General features: G+C 61.6%; 14 protein-coding genes. 9 read left to right on the forward strand and 5 right to left on the reverse strand.

The features are described 5' to 3' along the window. Positions 1–116: 116 nt before the first annotated feature. From radA to purF, 3 genes are all read left to right on the forward strand, one after another. Complete coding sequence (gene radA / locus L4923_RS18245; RefSeq protein WP_239367663.1) at positions 117–1,520, forward strand: DNA repair protein RadA; 1,404 nt, start codon at positions 117–119, stop codon at positions 1,518–1,520. A 26-nt stretch (positions 1,521–1,546) separates the two neighbouring features. Continuing rightward, positions 1,547–2,230 carry a CvpA family protein gene (locus L4923_RS18250; RefSeq protein ID WP_239367665.1) on the forward strand — a complete coding sequence of 228 codons (684 nt, stop codon included), beginning with the start codon at positions 1,547–1,549 and terminating at the stop codon, positions 2,228–2,230. Positions 2,231–2,308: 78 nt separating this feature from the next. Then, a complete protein-coding gene (gene purF / locus L4923_RS18255) occupies positions 2,309–3,778 on the forward strand; it encodes an amidophosphoribosyltransferase (protein ID WP_239367667.1) in 1,470 nt (489 codons plus the stop codon). Positions 3,779–3,799: 21 nt separating this feature from the next. Here purF and L4923_RS18260 read toward each other — a convergent pair whose 3' ends face one another. After that, positions 3,800–4,222 (reverse strand): DoxX family protein, encoded by a 423-nt coding sequence (locus L4923_RS18260; RefSeq protein ID WP_239367669.1) that lies wholly within the window; start codon positions 4,220–4,222, stop codon positions 3,800–3,802. Between the two features lie 185 nt (positions 4,223–4,407). Between L4923_RS18260 and L4923_RS18265 the strand changes: the two genes are divergently transcribed. The 6 genes from L4923_RS18265 (at position 4,408) to L4923_RS18290 (ending at position 10,916) form a co-directional block, all read left to right on the forward strand. Next, complete coding sequence (locus L4923_RS18265; RefSeq protein ID WP_239367671.1) at positions 4,408–5,169, forward strand: SDR family NAD(P)-dependent oxidoreductase; 762 nt, start codon at positions 4,408–4,410, stop codon at positions 5,167–5,169. An 88-nt stretch (positions 5,170–5,257) separates the two neighbouring features. After that, positions 5,258–5,887, forward strand: coding sequence for a hypothetical protein (locus L4923_RS18270; RefSeq protein WP_239367673.1), 630 nt, complete (start codon positions 5,258–5,260; stop codon positions 5,885–5,887). Between the two features lie 189 nt (positions 5,888–6,076). Then, positions 6,077–6,325 carry a hypothetical protein gene (locus L4923_RS18275; RefSeq protein WP_239367675.1) on the forward strand — a complete coding sequence of 83 codons (249 nt, stop codon included), beginning with the start codon at positions 6,077–6,079 and terminating at the stop codon, positions 6,323–6,325. Positions 6,326–6,573: 248 nt separating this feature from the next. Then, positions 6,574–7,464 carry a DMT family transporter gene (locus L4923_RS18280; protein WP_239367677.1) on the forward strand — a complete coding sequence of 297 codons (891 nt, stop codon included), beginning with the start codon at positions 6,574–6,576 and terminating at the stop codon, positions 7,462–7,464. Positions 7,465–7,524: 60 nt separating this feature from the next. Further along, positions 7,525–8,433 carry a DMT family transporter gene (locus L4923_RS18285; protein ID WP_239367679.1) on the forward strand — a complete coding sequence of 303 codons (909 nt, stop codon included), beginning with the start codon at positions 7,525–7,527 and terminating at the stop codon, positions 8,431–8,433. Between the two features lie 260 nt (positions 8,434–8,693). Further along, complete coding sequence (locus tag L4923_RS18290) at positions 8,694–10,916, forward strand: AMP-binding protein (RefSeq protein WP_239367681.1); 2,223 nt, start codon at positions 8,694–8,696, stop codon at positions 10,914–10,916. A gap of 96 nt (positions 10,917–11,012) precedes the next feature. Here the strand turns inward: L4923_RS18290 and pssA are convergent, their stop codons facing one another. The 4 genes from pssA to L4923_RS18310 all read right to left on the reverse strand — a co-directional run bounded on the left by pssA (position 11,013) and on the right by L4923_RS18310 (position 15,075). After that, positions 11,013–11,846 carry a CDP-diacylglycerol--serine O-phosphatidyltransferase gene (gene pssA / locus L4923_RS18295; RefSeq protein WP_239367683.1) on the reverse strand — a complete coding sequence of 278 codons (834 nt, stop codon included), beginning with the start codon at positions 11,844–11,846 and terminating at the stop codon, positions 11,013–11,015. 11 nt (positions 11,847–11,857) lie between these two features. Further along, positions 11,858–12,583 carry a phosphatidylserine decarboxylase gene (locus L4923_RS18300; protein WP_343303593.1) on the reverse strand — a complete coding sequence of 242 codons (726 nt, stop codon included), beginning with the start codon at positions 12,581–12,583 and terminating at the stop codon, positions 11,858–11,860. Positions 12,584–12,712: 129 nt separating this feature from the next. Next, the gene (locus L4923_RS18305) at positions 12,713–13,102 is read right to left on the reverse strand and encodes a YciI family protein (protein WP_239367687.1); all 390 of its coding nucleotides are present in this window, start codon (positions 13,100–13,102) and stop codon (positions 12,713–12,715) included. An 83-nt stretch (positions 13,103–13,185) separates the two neighbouring features. Then, on the reverse strand, positions 13,186–15,075 hold the full coding sequence (locus tag L4923_RS18310) for an ABCB family ABC transporter ATP-binding protein/permease (protein WP_239367689.1): 1,890 nt from the start codon (positions 15,073–15,075) through the stop codon (positions 13,186–13,188). Positions 15,076–15,081 lie beyond the last annotated feature (6 nt).

Here is a 15,081-nt window from a genome sequence, read left to right on the forward strand (position 1 = left end):
CACGCGGGCGCAGTGCGGCGATGAATCGGCGTTCCAGCCTATTTCTTTGTTTTGGCGCATGATCTTTATCCGAAAAGTCTGCAACTTTTCGGGATCATGCTACGGCAGCCGCGCCGATGGCTAAGTCGCGCGTTCAGTTCATTTGCCAGAACTGCGGCACCGTGCATCAGCGCTGGGCGGGCAAGTGCGATGCCTGCGGCGAATGGAACACGCTGATCGAGGAAGGCACCGCCGGCGGCATTGGCTCGGGTCCTGCATCGCTCAAGAGCGCCCGCAAGGGCCGCGCCGTGGCGCTGACGACGTTGTCGGGCGACATAGAGGATGCCCCCCGTATCGCCTCCGGCATCGGCGAATTGGATCGGGCCACGGGCGGCGGCTTCGTACGCGGATCGGCACTTCTGGTCGGCGGCGATCCCGGCATCGGCAAGTCGACCCTGCTCACTCAGGCAGCGGCGGCACTCGCCCGCCAGGGACACCGCATCGTCTATGTGTCAGGCGAAGAAGCCGTCGCGCAGATCCGGCTGCGCGCGCAGCGGCTGGGTGCCGCCTCGGCCTCAGTGGAGCTCGCCGCCGAAACCAATGTCGAAGACATCCTGGCAACCATCGCCGACGGCAAGCGGCCGGATCTCGTCATCATCGATTCCATCCAGACCCTCTGGACGGATCTCGCCGATTCGGCCCCGGGAACCGTCACACAGGTGCGCGCAGCCGCCCAGGCGATGATCCGCTATGCGAAATCCACAGGTGCTGCAGTGGTGCTTGTCGGGCACGTCACCAAGGAAGGCCAGATCGCCGGACCGCGTGTCGTCGAGCATATGGTCGACGCCGTTCTCTACTTCGAAGGCGAAGGCGGTCACCACTTCCGCATCCTGCGCACGGTGAAGAACCGCTTCGGCCCAACCGACGAGATCGGCGTGTTCGAAATGTCGGACAAAGGGTTGCGTGAAGTCGCCAATCCATCCGAGCTTTTCCTTGGGGAACGGCACGCAAAGTCGCCCGGCGCTGCGGTTTTCGCGGGCATGGAAGGAACAAGGCCCGTGCTTGTCGAAATCCAGGCATTGGTCGCGCCGTCCTCGCTCGGCACGCCGCGTCGCGCTGTCGTCGGCTGGGACGGCGCACGACTTTCGATGGTTCTCGCTGTCCTGGAGGCGCATTGCGGCGTGCGCTTCGGCCAGCATGATGTCTATTTGAATGTTGCCGGCGGATATCGGATTTCCGAGCCTGCAGCAGACCTCGCGGTCGCCGCAGCCTTGGTGTCGTCAATCACCGGTCTTGCCCTTCCTGCCGATTGCGTCTATTTCGGCGAAATCAGCCTTTCCGGCGCCGTGAGGCCGGTTGCGCACGCGCAACAGCGTCTCAAGGAGTCCGAAAAGCTGGGCTTCGGAAGCGCAGTCCTGCCCGTGGGCAGCGAGGAAATTGCCGGGGGTATAGGCGCCGGCGCTTTCCAGCCTACCGAGCTCGCCGATCTCGTGGCGCGCATCGCCGGCACTCGCCGCGGCCGCGCCACCGAGGACGAATGACTGGGCATATGGAGTAGGCGCAGGACATGCCGATTACGCTGCTAGACGGGATTCTCGCCGGCTTCACCCTTGTTTCGGCCATGCTTGCCATGGTGCGCGGCTTCTCGCGCGAGGTGCTGTCGATCGCTTCCTGGGTGGCGGCGGCGGTTGCAGCCTATCTGTTCTACAAGCCGGTCATCCCTTACGTTCAGCCGTATATCGACAACGAAAAGATCGCGATGGGTGCCGCAGCGGGCATCGTCTTCATCATCGCGTTGATCGTCGTGTCGGTCATCACCATGAAGATCGCTGATTTCATCATCGATTCCCGCGTCGGCGCACTGGACCGCACGGTTGGCTTCCTTTACGGCGCTGCACGCGGCATCCTGGTCGTCGCCGTGGGCCTGATGTTCTTCAACTGGCTGGCCGGGGAAAAGGTGCCGAACTGGGTCGCCGAATCGAAGTCCCGGCCCCTGCTGGAATCGATCGGAAAGTACATCGAGAGCATTCTGCCGGAAGATCCGGAAAAGACGATCCTCAAACAGCTCAACAAGAGCGGCGTAGTGCCGGAGAGCGGCACGGGAACACCGCCTGCCGCCGGCGAAACGCCGGGAACTCAGGCTCCGGCTCCGGAAGGCACGACCCCGGAAAACGAAGCGCCCGGTCCGGATGATCAGGCGCCGGCCGACCAGCCGCCTGCTGGCGGCAATGCGCCGGCTACCAATAACTGATGGTAAACTGAACGAGCACGTTGCTTTCAGCGGGTCATAGCCTTATATCGCGGCTTTAGCGGACAAGAGGCTTCCGGCATGGCAGACGCAGACGACGTGCTTTGCGCCGAGGCAGACGACCATTTCCACGATGAATGTGGCGTCTTCGGCATTTTCGGTCGCCAGGATGCGGCCGCCATCACCACATTGGGGCTTCATGCCCTGCAGCATCGGGGCCAGGAGGCTGCGGGCATCGTCTCGTATGACGGTAGCCAATTCCATGTCGAACGGCATGTAGGCCTGATCGGCGATACTTTCACGAAGCAATCCGTGATCGACCGGTTGCAGGGCAACCGCGCCATCGGCCATACGCGCTACGCAACCACCGGCGGTGCCGGCCTGCGCAATGTACAGCCCTTCTTCGCCGAGCTTTCGACCGGCGGTCTTGCCGTCGCCCATAACGGCAACATCACCAATGCCCTGACCGTGCAGCGTACCTTGCAGAAGCAGGGTTCGATCTTCTCCTCGACTTCCGATACCGAGACGATCCTGCACCTCGTCGCCACGTCCAAGGAACGCGACATCAACTCCCGCTTCATTGAAGCGATCCGCCAGTTGGAGGGCGCATTCTCGCTGGTGGCACTGACCTCAAAGAAGATGATCGGCGTGCGCGACCCGCTCGGCATCCGCCCGCTGGTGCTGGGCGATCTCGACGGCGCTTGGATTCTTGCGTCGGAAACCTGCGCCCTCGATATCATCGGCGCTCGCTTCGTGCGTGACCTCAAGCCAGGCGAAATGGTCGTCGTTACCGCCAAAGGCATCGAGAGCCATTTCCCGTTCGAGCAGCAAAAGACCCGTTTCTGCATCTTCGAATATGTTTACTTCGCCCGTCCGGACTCGTCCGTCGAAGGCCGCAACGTCTATGACGTCAGGAAGCGCATCGGCGTGGAGCTTGCCCGTGAAAATCCCGTCGAGGCCGATATCGTCGTGCCGGTGCCGGATTCCGGCACCCCGGCCGCCATCGGCTTCTCCCAGGAAGCCGGCATCCCATTCGAGCTCGGCATCATCCGCAACCACTATGTCGGCCGCACCTTCATTTCGCCGGGCGATTCCATTCGTCACATGGGCGTGAAGCTGAAGCACAACGCCAACCGCCGCATGATCGAAGGCAAGCGCGTGGTGCTGGTCGACGATTCGATCGTGCGCGGCACCACCTCGCAAAAGATCGTACAGATGGTTCGCGATGCCGGTGCCAAGGAAGTGCATATGCGCATCGCTTCACCGCCGACGCGGGCGTCCTGCTTCTACGGCGTCGATACACCGGAAAAATCGAAGCTCCTGGCTTCCCGTATGTCCATCGAGGAAATGGCCGAGTTCATCCGTGTCGACACGCTCGGCTTCCTCACCATCGAGGGGCTTTATCGTGCTGTCGGCGAAGCCACCCGCAATGACGAGCAGCCGCAGTTCTGCGACGCCTGCTTCACGGGACAATATCCGACACGCCTGCTCGACCATGAAGGTGCCGACAATGTGCGCACGCTGTCGCTTCTGGCGAGCGGAGGGCAGTAAGTCGGGCATTCTGCCTCCGCGTCACCGCGCGGAAGCAGCTTGATCTTTCCACAGAAGTCCGTTCCGCGCCGTCAATCGTTCGCCCGGTCCATGAACCGCGGCGAACAACAGTCCCGCCAGGAAGGTGAAGTGGTCGACGAAGAAACCGAATTCGGCCTGGTTCCCCTGCCAATGCGAGGGACCATGAAAGGCGAAGGCTAGGAAGATCACGTATGCGGCCGCCAGCAAAGCGGCTTCGGAAAAGAACGCGCCGGTCAAGAAGGCCAGCACCAGGCCGACCTCGAAGATGGCAGCCAACCAGGCAAGAAGCAGCGGAACAGGAAAGCCGGCAGCCGCGATATAGGCGGCAGTATCAGCCATGCCGGCAAACTTGAACGCCGCGGCCATGGCAAAGGCACCCGCAAAGATCAGTCTTGCGATCAAAATTGCAACAGTTCTGCCCATTGTTCCCTCCTTTGGAGCCAGTTTCGTCCCCAAGGACGGTGCAGCAAGACCAATTCCGACATCCCGTTTGAAATTCCTGCGACCATTCGTCGGGTCCCCTGCTCGCAACGGTGTGCGGGGTTTCGTTTGTCCGGATTTCGTCCTATCTGGTCGCGCTGACCATTCTCGTCGAATTGGATGACCGCATGACCGCTACTCCAGATCTCACCGGCCGCCTTGCAGTCGTCACCGGCGCCTCGCGCGGCATCGGCTATTTCATCGCCAAGCAGATGGCTGCAGCCGGCGCCCATGTCATCGCAGTGGCCCGCACGGTCGGCGGACTTGAGGAACTGGACGATGAGATCAAGGCAGAACATGCCAAGACCGGCAAGGGCGAAGCGACCTTGGTACCGCTGGACCTCGCAGACATGGCCGGCATCGACCGGCTGGGCGGCGCAATCCACGAGCGCTGGGGCAAGCTCGATATCCTGGTCGCCAATGCCGGCGTGCTTGGCGTGATCGCTCCACTCGGCCACGTCGAAGCCAAGACCTTCGAGAAGGTGATCAACATCAACGTCACCTCGACGTGGCGCCTGATCCGTTCGGTCGACCCGCTGCTCAGGCTTTCCGACGCCGGCCGCGCCATCTTGCTCTCATCGGGGGCAGCACATTCGGCACGCGCTTTCTGGGGCCCTTACGCTGCATCCAAGGCAGCGATCGAGGCGATGGGCCGCTCCTGGGCAGACGAAACTCGCAATTCGCCGTTGCGCATCAACATGGTCGACCCCGGCGCCACCCGCACTGCCATGCGTTCGCAAGCGGTCCCCGGCGAAAATCCCGACACTTTGCCCCACCCTTCCGAAATCGCTGCGCGTATCGTGCCGCTGGCAAGTCCCTCGATGACCGAAACCGGCATGATCTTCCAAGCCAAGCACAATCGCTGGGTATCGTACCAAATGCCGGCCTGAGGCCCGCAAACAAAGCTGCGATTGCGGGATGAATCCTTTCCCCGGTATCGTTGCTCTCGGTGAGGGCAATCCAACCGGGAGGAATATCATGCGCAAACTGCTTTTCTTTTCCGTAACGGCAGCCCTGCTCGTTGCAGGAACAGCCTACGCTCAGGACAAGACGATGAGTTTCTTCGTCACCAGTGTCGGCTCTGGTAAGGGCGCAGACCTTGGTGGTCTAGCTGGTGCCGATGCGCATTGCAGCAAGCTGGCCGAGGCTGCCGGCGTGACCGGCAAGACCTGGCATGCCTATCTTTCCACAAAAGACACCGACGCGCGCGACCGCATCGGCAAGGGCCCATGGGTCAACGCCAAGGGTGAGAAGATTGCGGACGACGTCGCGTCTCTCCACAGCGACAAGAACAATCTCACCAAACAGACGGCGCTCGATGAAAAAGGCGAGGTGATCAACGGACGCGGCGACAAGCCGAACCGCCATGACATCCTGACCGGATCGAACCCGGACGGCACCAGGGCCGCCGACAAAACCTGCGGTGACTGGACGTTGAGCGGCGCCGAAGGTGTCGCGCTCATGGGACATTCCGACCGCACCGGTCTCGACGATTCGGCAGCGGCCAAATCTTGGAACTCGTCCCACGGCTCGCGTGGCGGCTGCAGCCAGGAGGCACTCAAAGGCACCGGTGGTGATGGGCTGTTTTATTGCTTCGCATCCGAATGAGTGAACCCGCAGCAGCTCTAAGTCACACTTAATCCAAGTTCGGTTGCTGTGTTCACTTTTCAAGGCAGCTGGCTCCGAAGGTTGATTCAGCTTTCGGAGCTATGCGTCATGGGCGCGCTTTCGCGTGCGGCCAAGACTTGCTAGGTAACGTCAACTCATTCATTCCCAATCCTAAAGTGAGGACTTTCCATGTCATCGACCGTTGCTCTGGTCTGGTATCTCGTCGTTGCCGGCCCGCAAGGCGGCATGGTTGTGCTGCCCAGCACCTTCGACAACCGCGAGCAATGCGCGGCGGCTATCACCGAATTCCAGAAGCAGCAGCCTGCTCCGACCGGCTGGACGGTCCAGTGCGTGCCAAGCGCCTCGCCTTATGCCGACATGGGCGACGACGAACCCGGCGCCGAACAGCAGCAGCCGGCCCCGGCCCCAGCCCAGTAAGGCTACCGGCGTTGGAGCATTTTGTAGCCAAGTGGAATCACTTGGCGTTACAAGAATGTGACGAAAACAAAAACTTAGAGCGTTTCCGCGTTTCCGTGAAAAACGGAAACGCTCTAGGACTGCGCCAACGCAAGCATTTGTCTGGCTCAGCAGCGTTGGCGGCGCCTCTCGTGTAGTTTGGCAGCTACGGAGGGGCCTGGACCAATTACGATTCTGGCTCGGCCGTGCATCGCGCAGCCGAGCCTATAATGACAGACGTCGTTCTTACCGATACGCGCGAACGCGTGCTGGCGGGCATCTTGCTCACCAGTCTGGCGTATTTGCTGTTCTCGCTCCAGGACGCCTCGATCAAGCTGCTGGTCACTGCCGCGACGGTCTGGCAGATCCTGTTTTTTCGCAGTGCCACCATCCTTGCCGGTTGCCTGGTGACGGGCGGCCGGCAACTTCTGGCCGATTCCCTGCACTCGCCGATCCTTAAATCCATGCTGCTGCGTAGCTTCCTGATCCTCGCTGCATGGCTTTGCTACTACACGGCCGCCAAAGACCTGCAGCTAGCCGAACTCACCACGATCTACTTTGCTGCCCCCATTATCGTGACGGGACTATCGATCGTGATTCTCGGGGAAAAGGTGCCTTTGCTGCGTTGGGCAGCTGTCCTGATCGGCTTTGGCGGTGTCTTCGTCGCTTGCGATCCTGCCAGTCTAGGCTTTTCGCTCCCTGTACTTCTAGTCTTGGCGGCGGCCTGCTTTTGGGGGCTATCCATTGTTCTCCTGAGCAAAGTCGCCGGACAGGAGCGCACGACTGTGCAACTGGTGCTCAACAACGGCTTCTTCCTGGTGATCGCGGGAATTCCGCTGCTTTGGATCTGGCAGACACCCGGCTGGCAGGACTTCCTGCTGATGATCGCCGTCGGTGCCCTTGGCGGGCTCGGACAGTATTTCCTGTTCGAGGGCATGAAGCGGGCGCCGATTTCCATCATTGCACCATTCGAATACACCGCGCTGCTCTGGGCGTTCGCGCTCGGCTTCCTGATCTGGGGTGACGTGCCGCGTGACGCCGTGTTCGTCGGAGCGGCTATCATCGTGTTCGCCGGTCTCGTTATCGTCGCCAGCGAACGTTTCCGCAAACCTGCAGCCTAGGCGATTCCTGCCAGAAGGTTGTCAGGAGCCTGGCGCTAGTATGGTCGCGCTGGAGGGCCGATGACGCAGGCAGATGAAACGCAAAGGAACCGTGCACTCGGCATCCTGCTGGTATCAGCCTCGGCGGTCGTATTCGGCCTCACAGGCGTACTCACCAAATCGATCTCGGCCGACGCATTGACCGTGACCTGCTGGCGCGGGCTCGTCGGCTTCGTGTTGATCGGTGCTTATGTGCATTGGCGGTCGGCCGGGATTGGCCAACGTCCCGATCTGCGGCTCGGCTGGCGCGGTTGGCTGCTTGCAATCGAAGGCGCCGCAGCCAGCATTGCCTTCATCGCGGCCTTCAAATTCACCTACGTTGCCAACGTCGCGGTGATCTATGCCACCGCCCCCTTCATGACCGCCCTGCTCGCTTGGGGCCTCGTACGCGAACCGTTCCGGTTGCCGACCGTGGCGGCAGCCGCGCTTTCCCTGACCGGCGTCGCCATCATGGTCCATGCGGGACTTGGCTCAGGCAATCTTATCGGCGACGGGCTGGCGCTGCTGATGACGATCGGCAGCGCACTCTACATTGTCATGGTTCGCGCTTTTCGTGAGACACCGGTGGTGTGGGCGGGAGCCATCTCGTCGCTGCTTTTGTTCGTCTTTGGATGGTTCGTCACCGACCCGCTGGCGATCAACGGCAAAGACGCGATCCTGCTCGGCCTATTCGGCACCTCGTTCGCGCTCGCCTCGGTGCTGTGGACAGAGGGCAGCCGACTGATTCCAGCGCCAGAATCGGCATTGCTTGGCGCTGCCGAAATTCCTGCTGCTGTGCTGTTCGCTTGGTTTTTCCTCGCAGAGATCCCGCCGGCTGCCAGCCTGTTGGGCGGCGCAGTGGTCCTCGCAGCAGTGGTTTCCCATGGCCTGAACGATTGGAACACCGCGCGCCGGCCGGCAGAAGTTTCCACAGCCCGGGCAACAAAATAATTGCATCGTCATGGAACCATCACACAGCCCAAGCATTATTCGATTGCGGGCCACGCTCTAGTCCCCCCAACCCCTCGGCCCGCTCCCCTCCAGCCGACCTTCTGGTCGGCTTTTTCTTATTCCGGTCTCTTCTGCTGTGCCGCATTGACCTTGACGGGACTTCCGATACGTTCTGCCCGGTTGATCGACAACCTTCGACGCACTGCACGGAACGCCTTGCGGGCGTGCGACACCCTGAATGGCATTGGGAGTGACGCGGTATGATCCTCAGCGTTGGCCTGTTCGCCGCCGTCGCGCTTGCTTGGCTGTTGATTGCGGCCATCGAGAAGTTTCGGCTTGGCCTCAGCTTCGCACAGGCGTTTCTCTACACGCCTTTCAAACTCGCCTACCGTGTAGCCGACCATAAGCTCAAGGTTGCGCGCAGGGCTGAGGCCCCGGTCATCTACGCAATCGTACATCAATCAAAGCTCGATCCGGCGCTCATGCTGTCATTGCTTCCGGAGGATACATTGCACATCCTCGACGAAGCTTCGGCGCGTTCCTTCTGGCTGGAACCCTGGCGCGAACTGGCACGCACCATCGCTTTCAATGCCGAGCATGTCTTTGTCAGCCGCCGTCTGGTCCGCGTTTTGAAAGGACGCGGTCGGCTTGCGGTCTATTTCCCCGATGCCGTCGAGCCGGACGTGAAATCTTTCCGGCTCTACCGGGCGGTTTCGCGGATCGCCCTGCAGGCAGATGCTCGCATCGTACCGATCTTCGTCGGCGGCGCACGCTGGCTGCCAATGTCGCTGACACCAGCGGATCGTGCGCCGCGCAAGCTGTTTCAAAAATTGTCGGTCAGCGTGCTGCCCCCGATGACGCTCGATGAACTGGCCGCACGAGATGGTGAGCCCCCCAGGAACCGGGGTAATGCTCTGTTCGACTATGTCGCAGAGGTGCGTTTCGCAGCTACCGACCTCAGCCACAGCCTGTTCCAATCGATCCGCGACGCCTCCGATCGCTTCGGCGCGTCGCACCCAATCGTCGAAGACGTGATCGGTGGCACACTCAGTTATCGCAAGCTTTTTGCTGCCGCCCGCCTCCTAGGTCAACGCGTGGAAGCCCGCACCGCGCCAGGCGAAGCCGTGGGCGTTCTTCTGCCGAACTCAAACGGTCTGGCGGCCACGATGCTCGGCCTGTGGTCGGCGAACCGTGTGGCGGCGATGATCAACTATACGGCAGGCCCCGCCAACGTAGGCTCCGGCGTGCGCACAGCCGTCATCCGTACAATGATCTCCTCGCGCGCCTTCGTCGAGAAGGCTGCCCTGTCCGATATCGTCATGGCCGCGGAGGAAGGCGGGGCGCGACTGCTTTGGCTGGAAGACGTCCAAGAAAACATCTCGGCGTTCGAGAAGCTGGTCGCCGGCCTGTTCTGGCGCTGGCCGCTGCAGCCCCAGAATGCGAGCACAGCGGCGGTCATTCTCTTCACCTCCGGATCGGAGGGCACTCCGAAGGCCGTGGTGCTCTCCAACAGCAATCTCCAGGCCAATGCGATGCAGGCCGAGGCGCGCATCACGATTTCCCCAAAGGATGTCCTCTTCAACGTTCTGCCGGCATTCCATTCCTTTGGACTGACCGGCGGCACGATTTTACCGCTGCTGACGGGCGTGAAAGCTTTCCAATATCCGTCTCCGTTGCATTACAAGCTCATCCCGGAAGCGGCCCGGAAAGTGCGCCCCACCGTCATGTTCGGCACCGATACTTTCCTGGCCAACTATGCACGCAACGCCAAGGAAGGTGACTTCTCCAGCCTGCGCTTCATCGTGGCCGGCGCTGAACCGGTGAAGCCGGAAACGCGGCGTACCTACCGCGAGCGCTTCCAGGCCGAAATCATCGAGGGCTTCGGGCTGACCGAGGCCGCACCTGTGGTTTCCGTCAATACCGCCATTCACAATCGCGAGGGCACCGTCGGACGATTGCTGCCCTCCATCCGCATGCGCATAGACCCTGTGGAGGGCGTCAAGGACGGTGGCAGGCTTTGGCTGGACGGCCCCAATATGATGATGGGCTACATGTCCGAGGATCGGCCAGGCGTGCTGCGGCCGCTGGAAGGTTGGCACGATAGCGGAGACATCGTCTCGGTTGACCGCGATGGTTTCATCACGATTCGTGGCCGCGCAAAACGCTTCGCCAAAGTCGCCGGGGAGATGGTGTCGCTCGGCGCGGTCGAGATGTTGGCCCAGTCGCTGTGGCCGGAGGGCGATCATGCGGTGGTGGCCGTACCCGACAAGCGGCGGGGCGACCGCATCATACTGATAACCACGGCCAGCGATGCCGAACCCGAAGCACTGCGCAAATTCAGCAAAGAGAAAGGCGCTGCGGAACTGACGGTGCCGCAAGACATCGTCCAGGTGGAGGCGTTGCCGGTCCTGGGTTCCGGCAAGACGGACTATGTTGCAGCGCGGAAAATGGTCATGGAACGGTTAGGCCTCGAAGCCGCATAGCGCAAGTGGTAGTCAAGCGGGCTCAGATCGCCTGAAAACACCTTGCCGGAAACCTGCAATTCTTGCTTCGCTGACCCATCGATTCGGGATCTTGCTTCAGCTGTCGTTTTCGCCCGCTTTATGATCGACATCCGGGGGCAGGATCGCTTCGCCTTCCTTCTTGGCCCTCCGGGAATAGGCCCGCACGCTGAAGGGTAGGAATACCAGGTAGGCCGCCACCGATGCCGTCAGCGTGTGCCATGGGTAGCTCACCAAAAGCAGCACATAGAGCACGACAGCGAGGATCACCGGCAGCACGCGATCGCCGGGAATCTTCACGCTCTTGCCGGAGTAGACCGGCAAGCGGCTGACCAGCAGGAAGGCGATCAGCACCGTGAAGGCAACGCCGGCAAAGGCGATCGGACGCGTCGGCTGCAGGCCGAGAAAGGACAGGTAGAGCGGTAACAGGACAAGCACGGCACCCGCAGGGGCCGGGACACCGACAAAATAATCGACCTGCCAGGCGGGACGATCCGTCTGTTCATCAAGCACATTGAAGCGTGCCAGACGCATGCCGCAGGCGATGGCGAACAGAAGCGCTGCGATCCAGCCTGGCGAGCCGGCCCTGTCGAGCAGATAAGCGTAAAGAACCAGCGCCGGCGCCACACCGAAATTGACGATGTCGGCCAGCGAATCCATCTGGGCGCCGAACTTCGACGTCGCCTTGAGGAGCCGCGCCAGACGGCCATCGATGCCGTCGAGGAACGCTGCGATGAGTACCATGACCACCGCAGTCTCGAAGCGGTTCTCAAAGGCGAAGCGGATTCCCGAAAGTCCGGCGCAGATCGCCAGAACGGTCACCAGGTTCGGAAGAACCATGCGCAGCGGAATCTCGGTGATGCGCGGTCCGCCGTGGCTATGCGGCTCGAATTTCTTGAAGGGAGCGCCCATTGCGCCGTTCCCTACGAGATGCGCACCAGCGGCGCTGCCTGCGCGCCACCGAATTCGGCAATGATGGTTTCACCGGCAACCGCCGTCTGCCCAACGGCAACACGCGGTGCGGCATTAGCCGGCAGAAAGACGTCCACACGCGAGCCGAAGCGGATCAGCCCGAAGCGCTCACCGACCGCAAGCGTGCCGCCGGTGTCGGCCCAGCAGACAATGCGCCTAGCCACCAGCCCGGCGATCTGCACCGCAGCTACGGTGCCGTTGGGGCTTTCGATAACGACACCGTTGCGTTCGTTTTCCTGGCTGGCCTTGTCAAGCTCGGCATTGAGGAACTTTCCCGGCCGATGCTCGATGCGCGTGATGCGACCGCGCACCGGAGCCCTGTTCACATGACAGGAAAACACGTTCATGAACACCGAGATGCGCGTCATCTCGGTTGTGCCGAGACCAAGTTCGCGCGGAGGTATTGCCGGTCCTACAGCAGAGACAACGCCGTCGGCCGGACTGACCACCAGACGATCATCGACCGGCGTCACCCGTTCTGGGTCGCGGAAGAAATAGGCGCACCATGCCGTCAGGATCAGACCGATCCAGAACAGCGTCGAAGAAAAATATCCAAGCAGCAGCGTTGCCGCGGCAAAACCCGCAATGAACGGATAGCCTTCGCGGTGGATCGGAACGAATGCGTTCTTGACCGTGTCGACAAGGTTCATCGGGTGAGGGGTGGCTCCGTTTCGGATGCGCCTCTCTACCGGAAAGCGCCCAGCATCGCAACGCGCCAAAGCCGCGCGGGCCACCGCCGCCGGGCCAACACGGCAGCGAGCGCTTCACATTGCAGGCAATCGTCCGGCTAAGTGGTTGAGATTGTTCTAATTCTCCACCGATTCCGTAACCGGGAACGGCACGCCCGGCAGATAGAGCGGGATTGGCCGGATTTCGTAGACCGCAGTCGGGTTCGCGCTGCGGAGACTACGGGCAGCTTCGATCGCCTCGTCACGGGTGGCGCAATCAACGACATAGAAGCCGAGCAACTGCTCCTTGGTCTCGGCGAATGGCCCGTCAATGACCATCCCGGCACCGGAGCCGCGCAAGGTGAAGGCACCTTCCGTGGGTCCCAGACGCGCAGCGGGGCCTAACTTGCCCTCGGCCAACAATCTCTCGCGAACGCTGGCGAGATCCGCCATCACGGCAGCATCCTCATCCGGCGTCCAGGATTCGACCACACCCGAGGCGTGATAAGCGAGAATGGCATAAAGCATCGGTTCCCCCGGGTTGCTGGGCGCCCCCTGCCCTGGCGCACTTCGGCCTGGCCGACCGAAGGTATAGCGTAGATCCGTGCCGCCTACGACACTTCTTCGGTACGCCTGCGCACGACGACCCCAAGGTCGTCCGTTTCGCGGGCAATGCGCAGGCGCTCTTCCGCCTCCGTAGCCTCGCGCTGGCGATCCCACATCGACGCGTAGAGCCCATTCTGCCTGAGGAGGTCGGCATGCGTGCCGCGCTCTGCGATCTGGCCATCCTTCAGCACGATGATCTCATCCGCCGAAATGACGGTCGAGAGCCGGTGCGCAATCACGATGGTGGTGCGGTCCTTCGAGACCAGATCCAGCGCCGCCTGGATTTCCTGTTCGGTATGGCTGTCCAGAGCGGACGTGGCTTCATCGAGGATAAGGATCGGCGGCGCCTTGAGGATGGTGCGGGCGATCGCCACGCGCTGCTTCTCACCACCCGAGAGCTTCAGGCCGCGTTCGCCGACCATTGTCGCATAGCCCTCCGGCAAACGCTCGATAAAGGGGCCGATCTGAGCCAGTTCCGCCGCGCGGCGGACCTCGTCCTGGCTTGCGTCCATGCGGCCATAACGGATGTTGTAGGCCACAGTGTCGTTGAAGAGGACGGTGTCCTGCGGCACCATGCCGATGGCTGAGCGCAGGCTTTCCTGCGTGACATCGCGCACGTCCTGTCCGTCGATCAGCACTTCGCCTGACTGCACGTCGTAGAAGCGGAACAGCAGCCGCGATATCGTCGACTTGCCGGCGCCTGACGGCCCGACGATGGCGACGGTCTTGCCCGCGGGCACTTCAAAGCTGACGCCCTTCAGAATCTTGCGATTGGGATCGTAGGAAAAATGCACATCGCGGAACTCGACGTTCCCGGCGCCAATGGCGAGCGGCTTGGCGTCCGGCTTGTCGTCCACCTCCTGTTTGACGCTGAGCAGGTCGAACATGTGTTCGATATCGGTCAAGCCCTGGCGGATTTCGCGATAGATGAAGCCGATGAAATTGAGCGGCACGGAGAGCTGGATCAGCATCGCGTTGATGAAAACGAAGTCGCCTATGGTCTGCGTCTTGTTCATCACTTCATATGCAGACATGCACATGACCACGGTTGTGCCGAGGCCGTAGATGACGCCCTGACCGAAGTTGAGCCAGCCGAGCGAAGTCCAGATGCGAGTGGCGGCGGTCTCGTAGCGCGCCATCGAGCGGTCGAAACGCTGGGCCTCCATCGCCTCGTTGCCGAAATATTTGACCGTCTCGAAATTGAGCAGCGAATCGATTGCCTTGGTGTTGGCGTCGGTGTCGCTGTCGTTCATGTCGCGGCGGATGCCGATACGCCAGTCGCTCGCTCTCACCGTGAACCAGACATAGAGCGCGACGGTGATGGCGACGACGGCGACATACTTCCAGCCATAGGTAAAGGCGAAGATGCCGGCGGTCAGGGCAAACTCGAGCACGGTTGGTGCCGTGTTCAGCATGATGAAACGCACGATGGTTTCGATGCCCTTCGTGCCGCGTTCGATGATGCGGGACAGCCCGCCGGTGCGCCGCTCCAGGTGGAAACGCAATGACAGCTGATGCATGTGCACGAAAGTGCGGAAGGCGAGTTGGCGCACCGCATGCTGGCCAACCCGTGCAAACAGCGCATCGCGCAGCTGGTTGAAGCCAAGCTGGACGAGACGCAGGACGTTGTAGGCGATGACCAGCGCGATTGGCGCCAACAGGATCTCCGGCAGTGGCGGATTATATTGCCCGGTGCCGGCAAGAGCGTCGGTCGCCCATTTGAAGAAGTAAGGGCCGGCGACCAGAACCAGCTTGGCGACCACCAGGAGTAGCGTGGCCCAGGTCACGCGCCAGCGCAGATCCGGCCGGTCGGCTGGATACATATAAGGCCACAGATTGCGAAGCGTCTGGAAGGTCGTGCCGGTATCGGCGGCGGAAACGGTCTTTTCGGCCACTGTTCT

The organism is Terribium retamae (assembly GCF_022347545.1).
GTDB classification, from domain to species: domain Bacteria; phylum Pseudomonadota; class Alphaproteobacteria; order Rhizobiales; family Rhizobiaceae; genus Mesorhizobium; species Mesorhizobium retamae.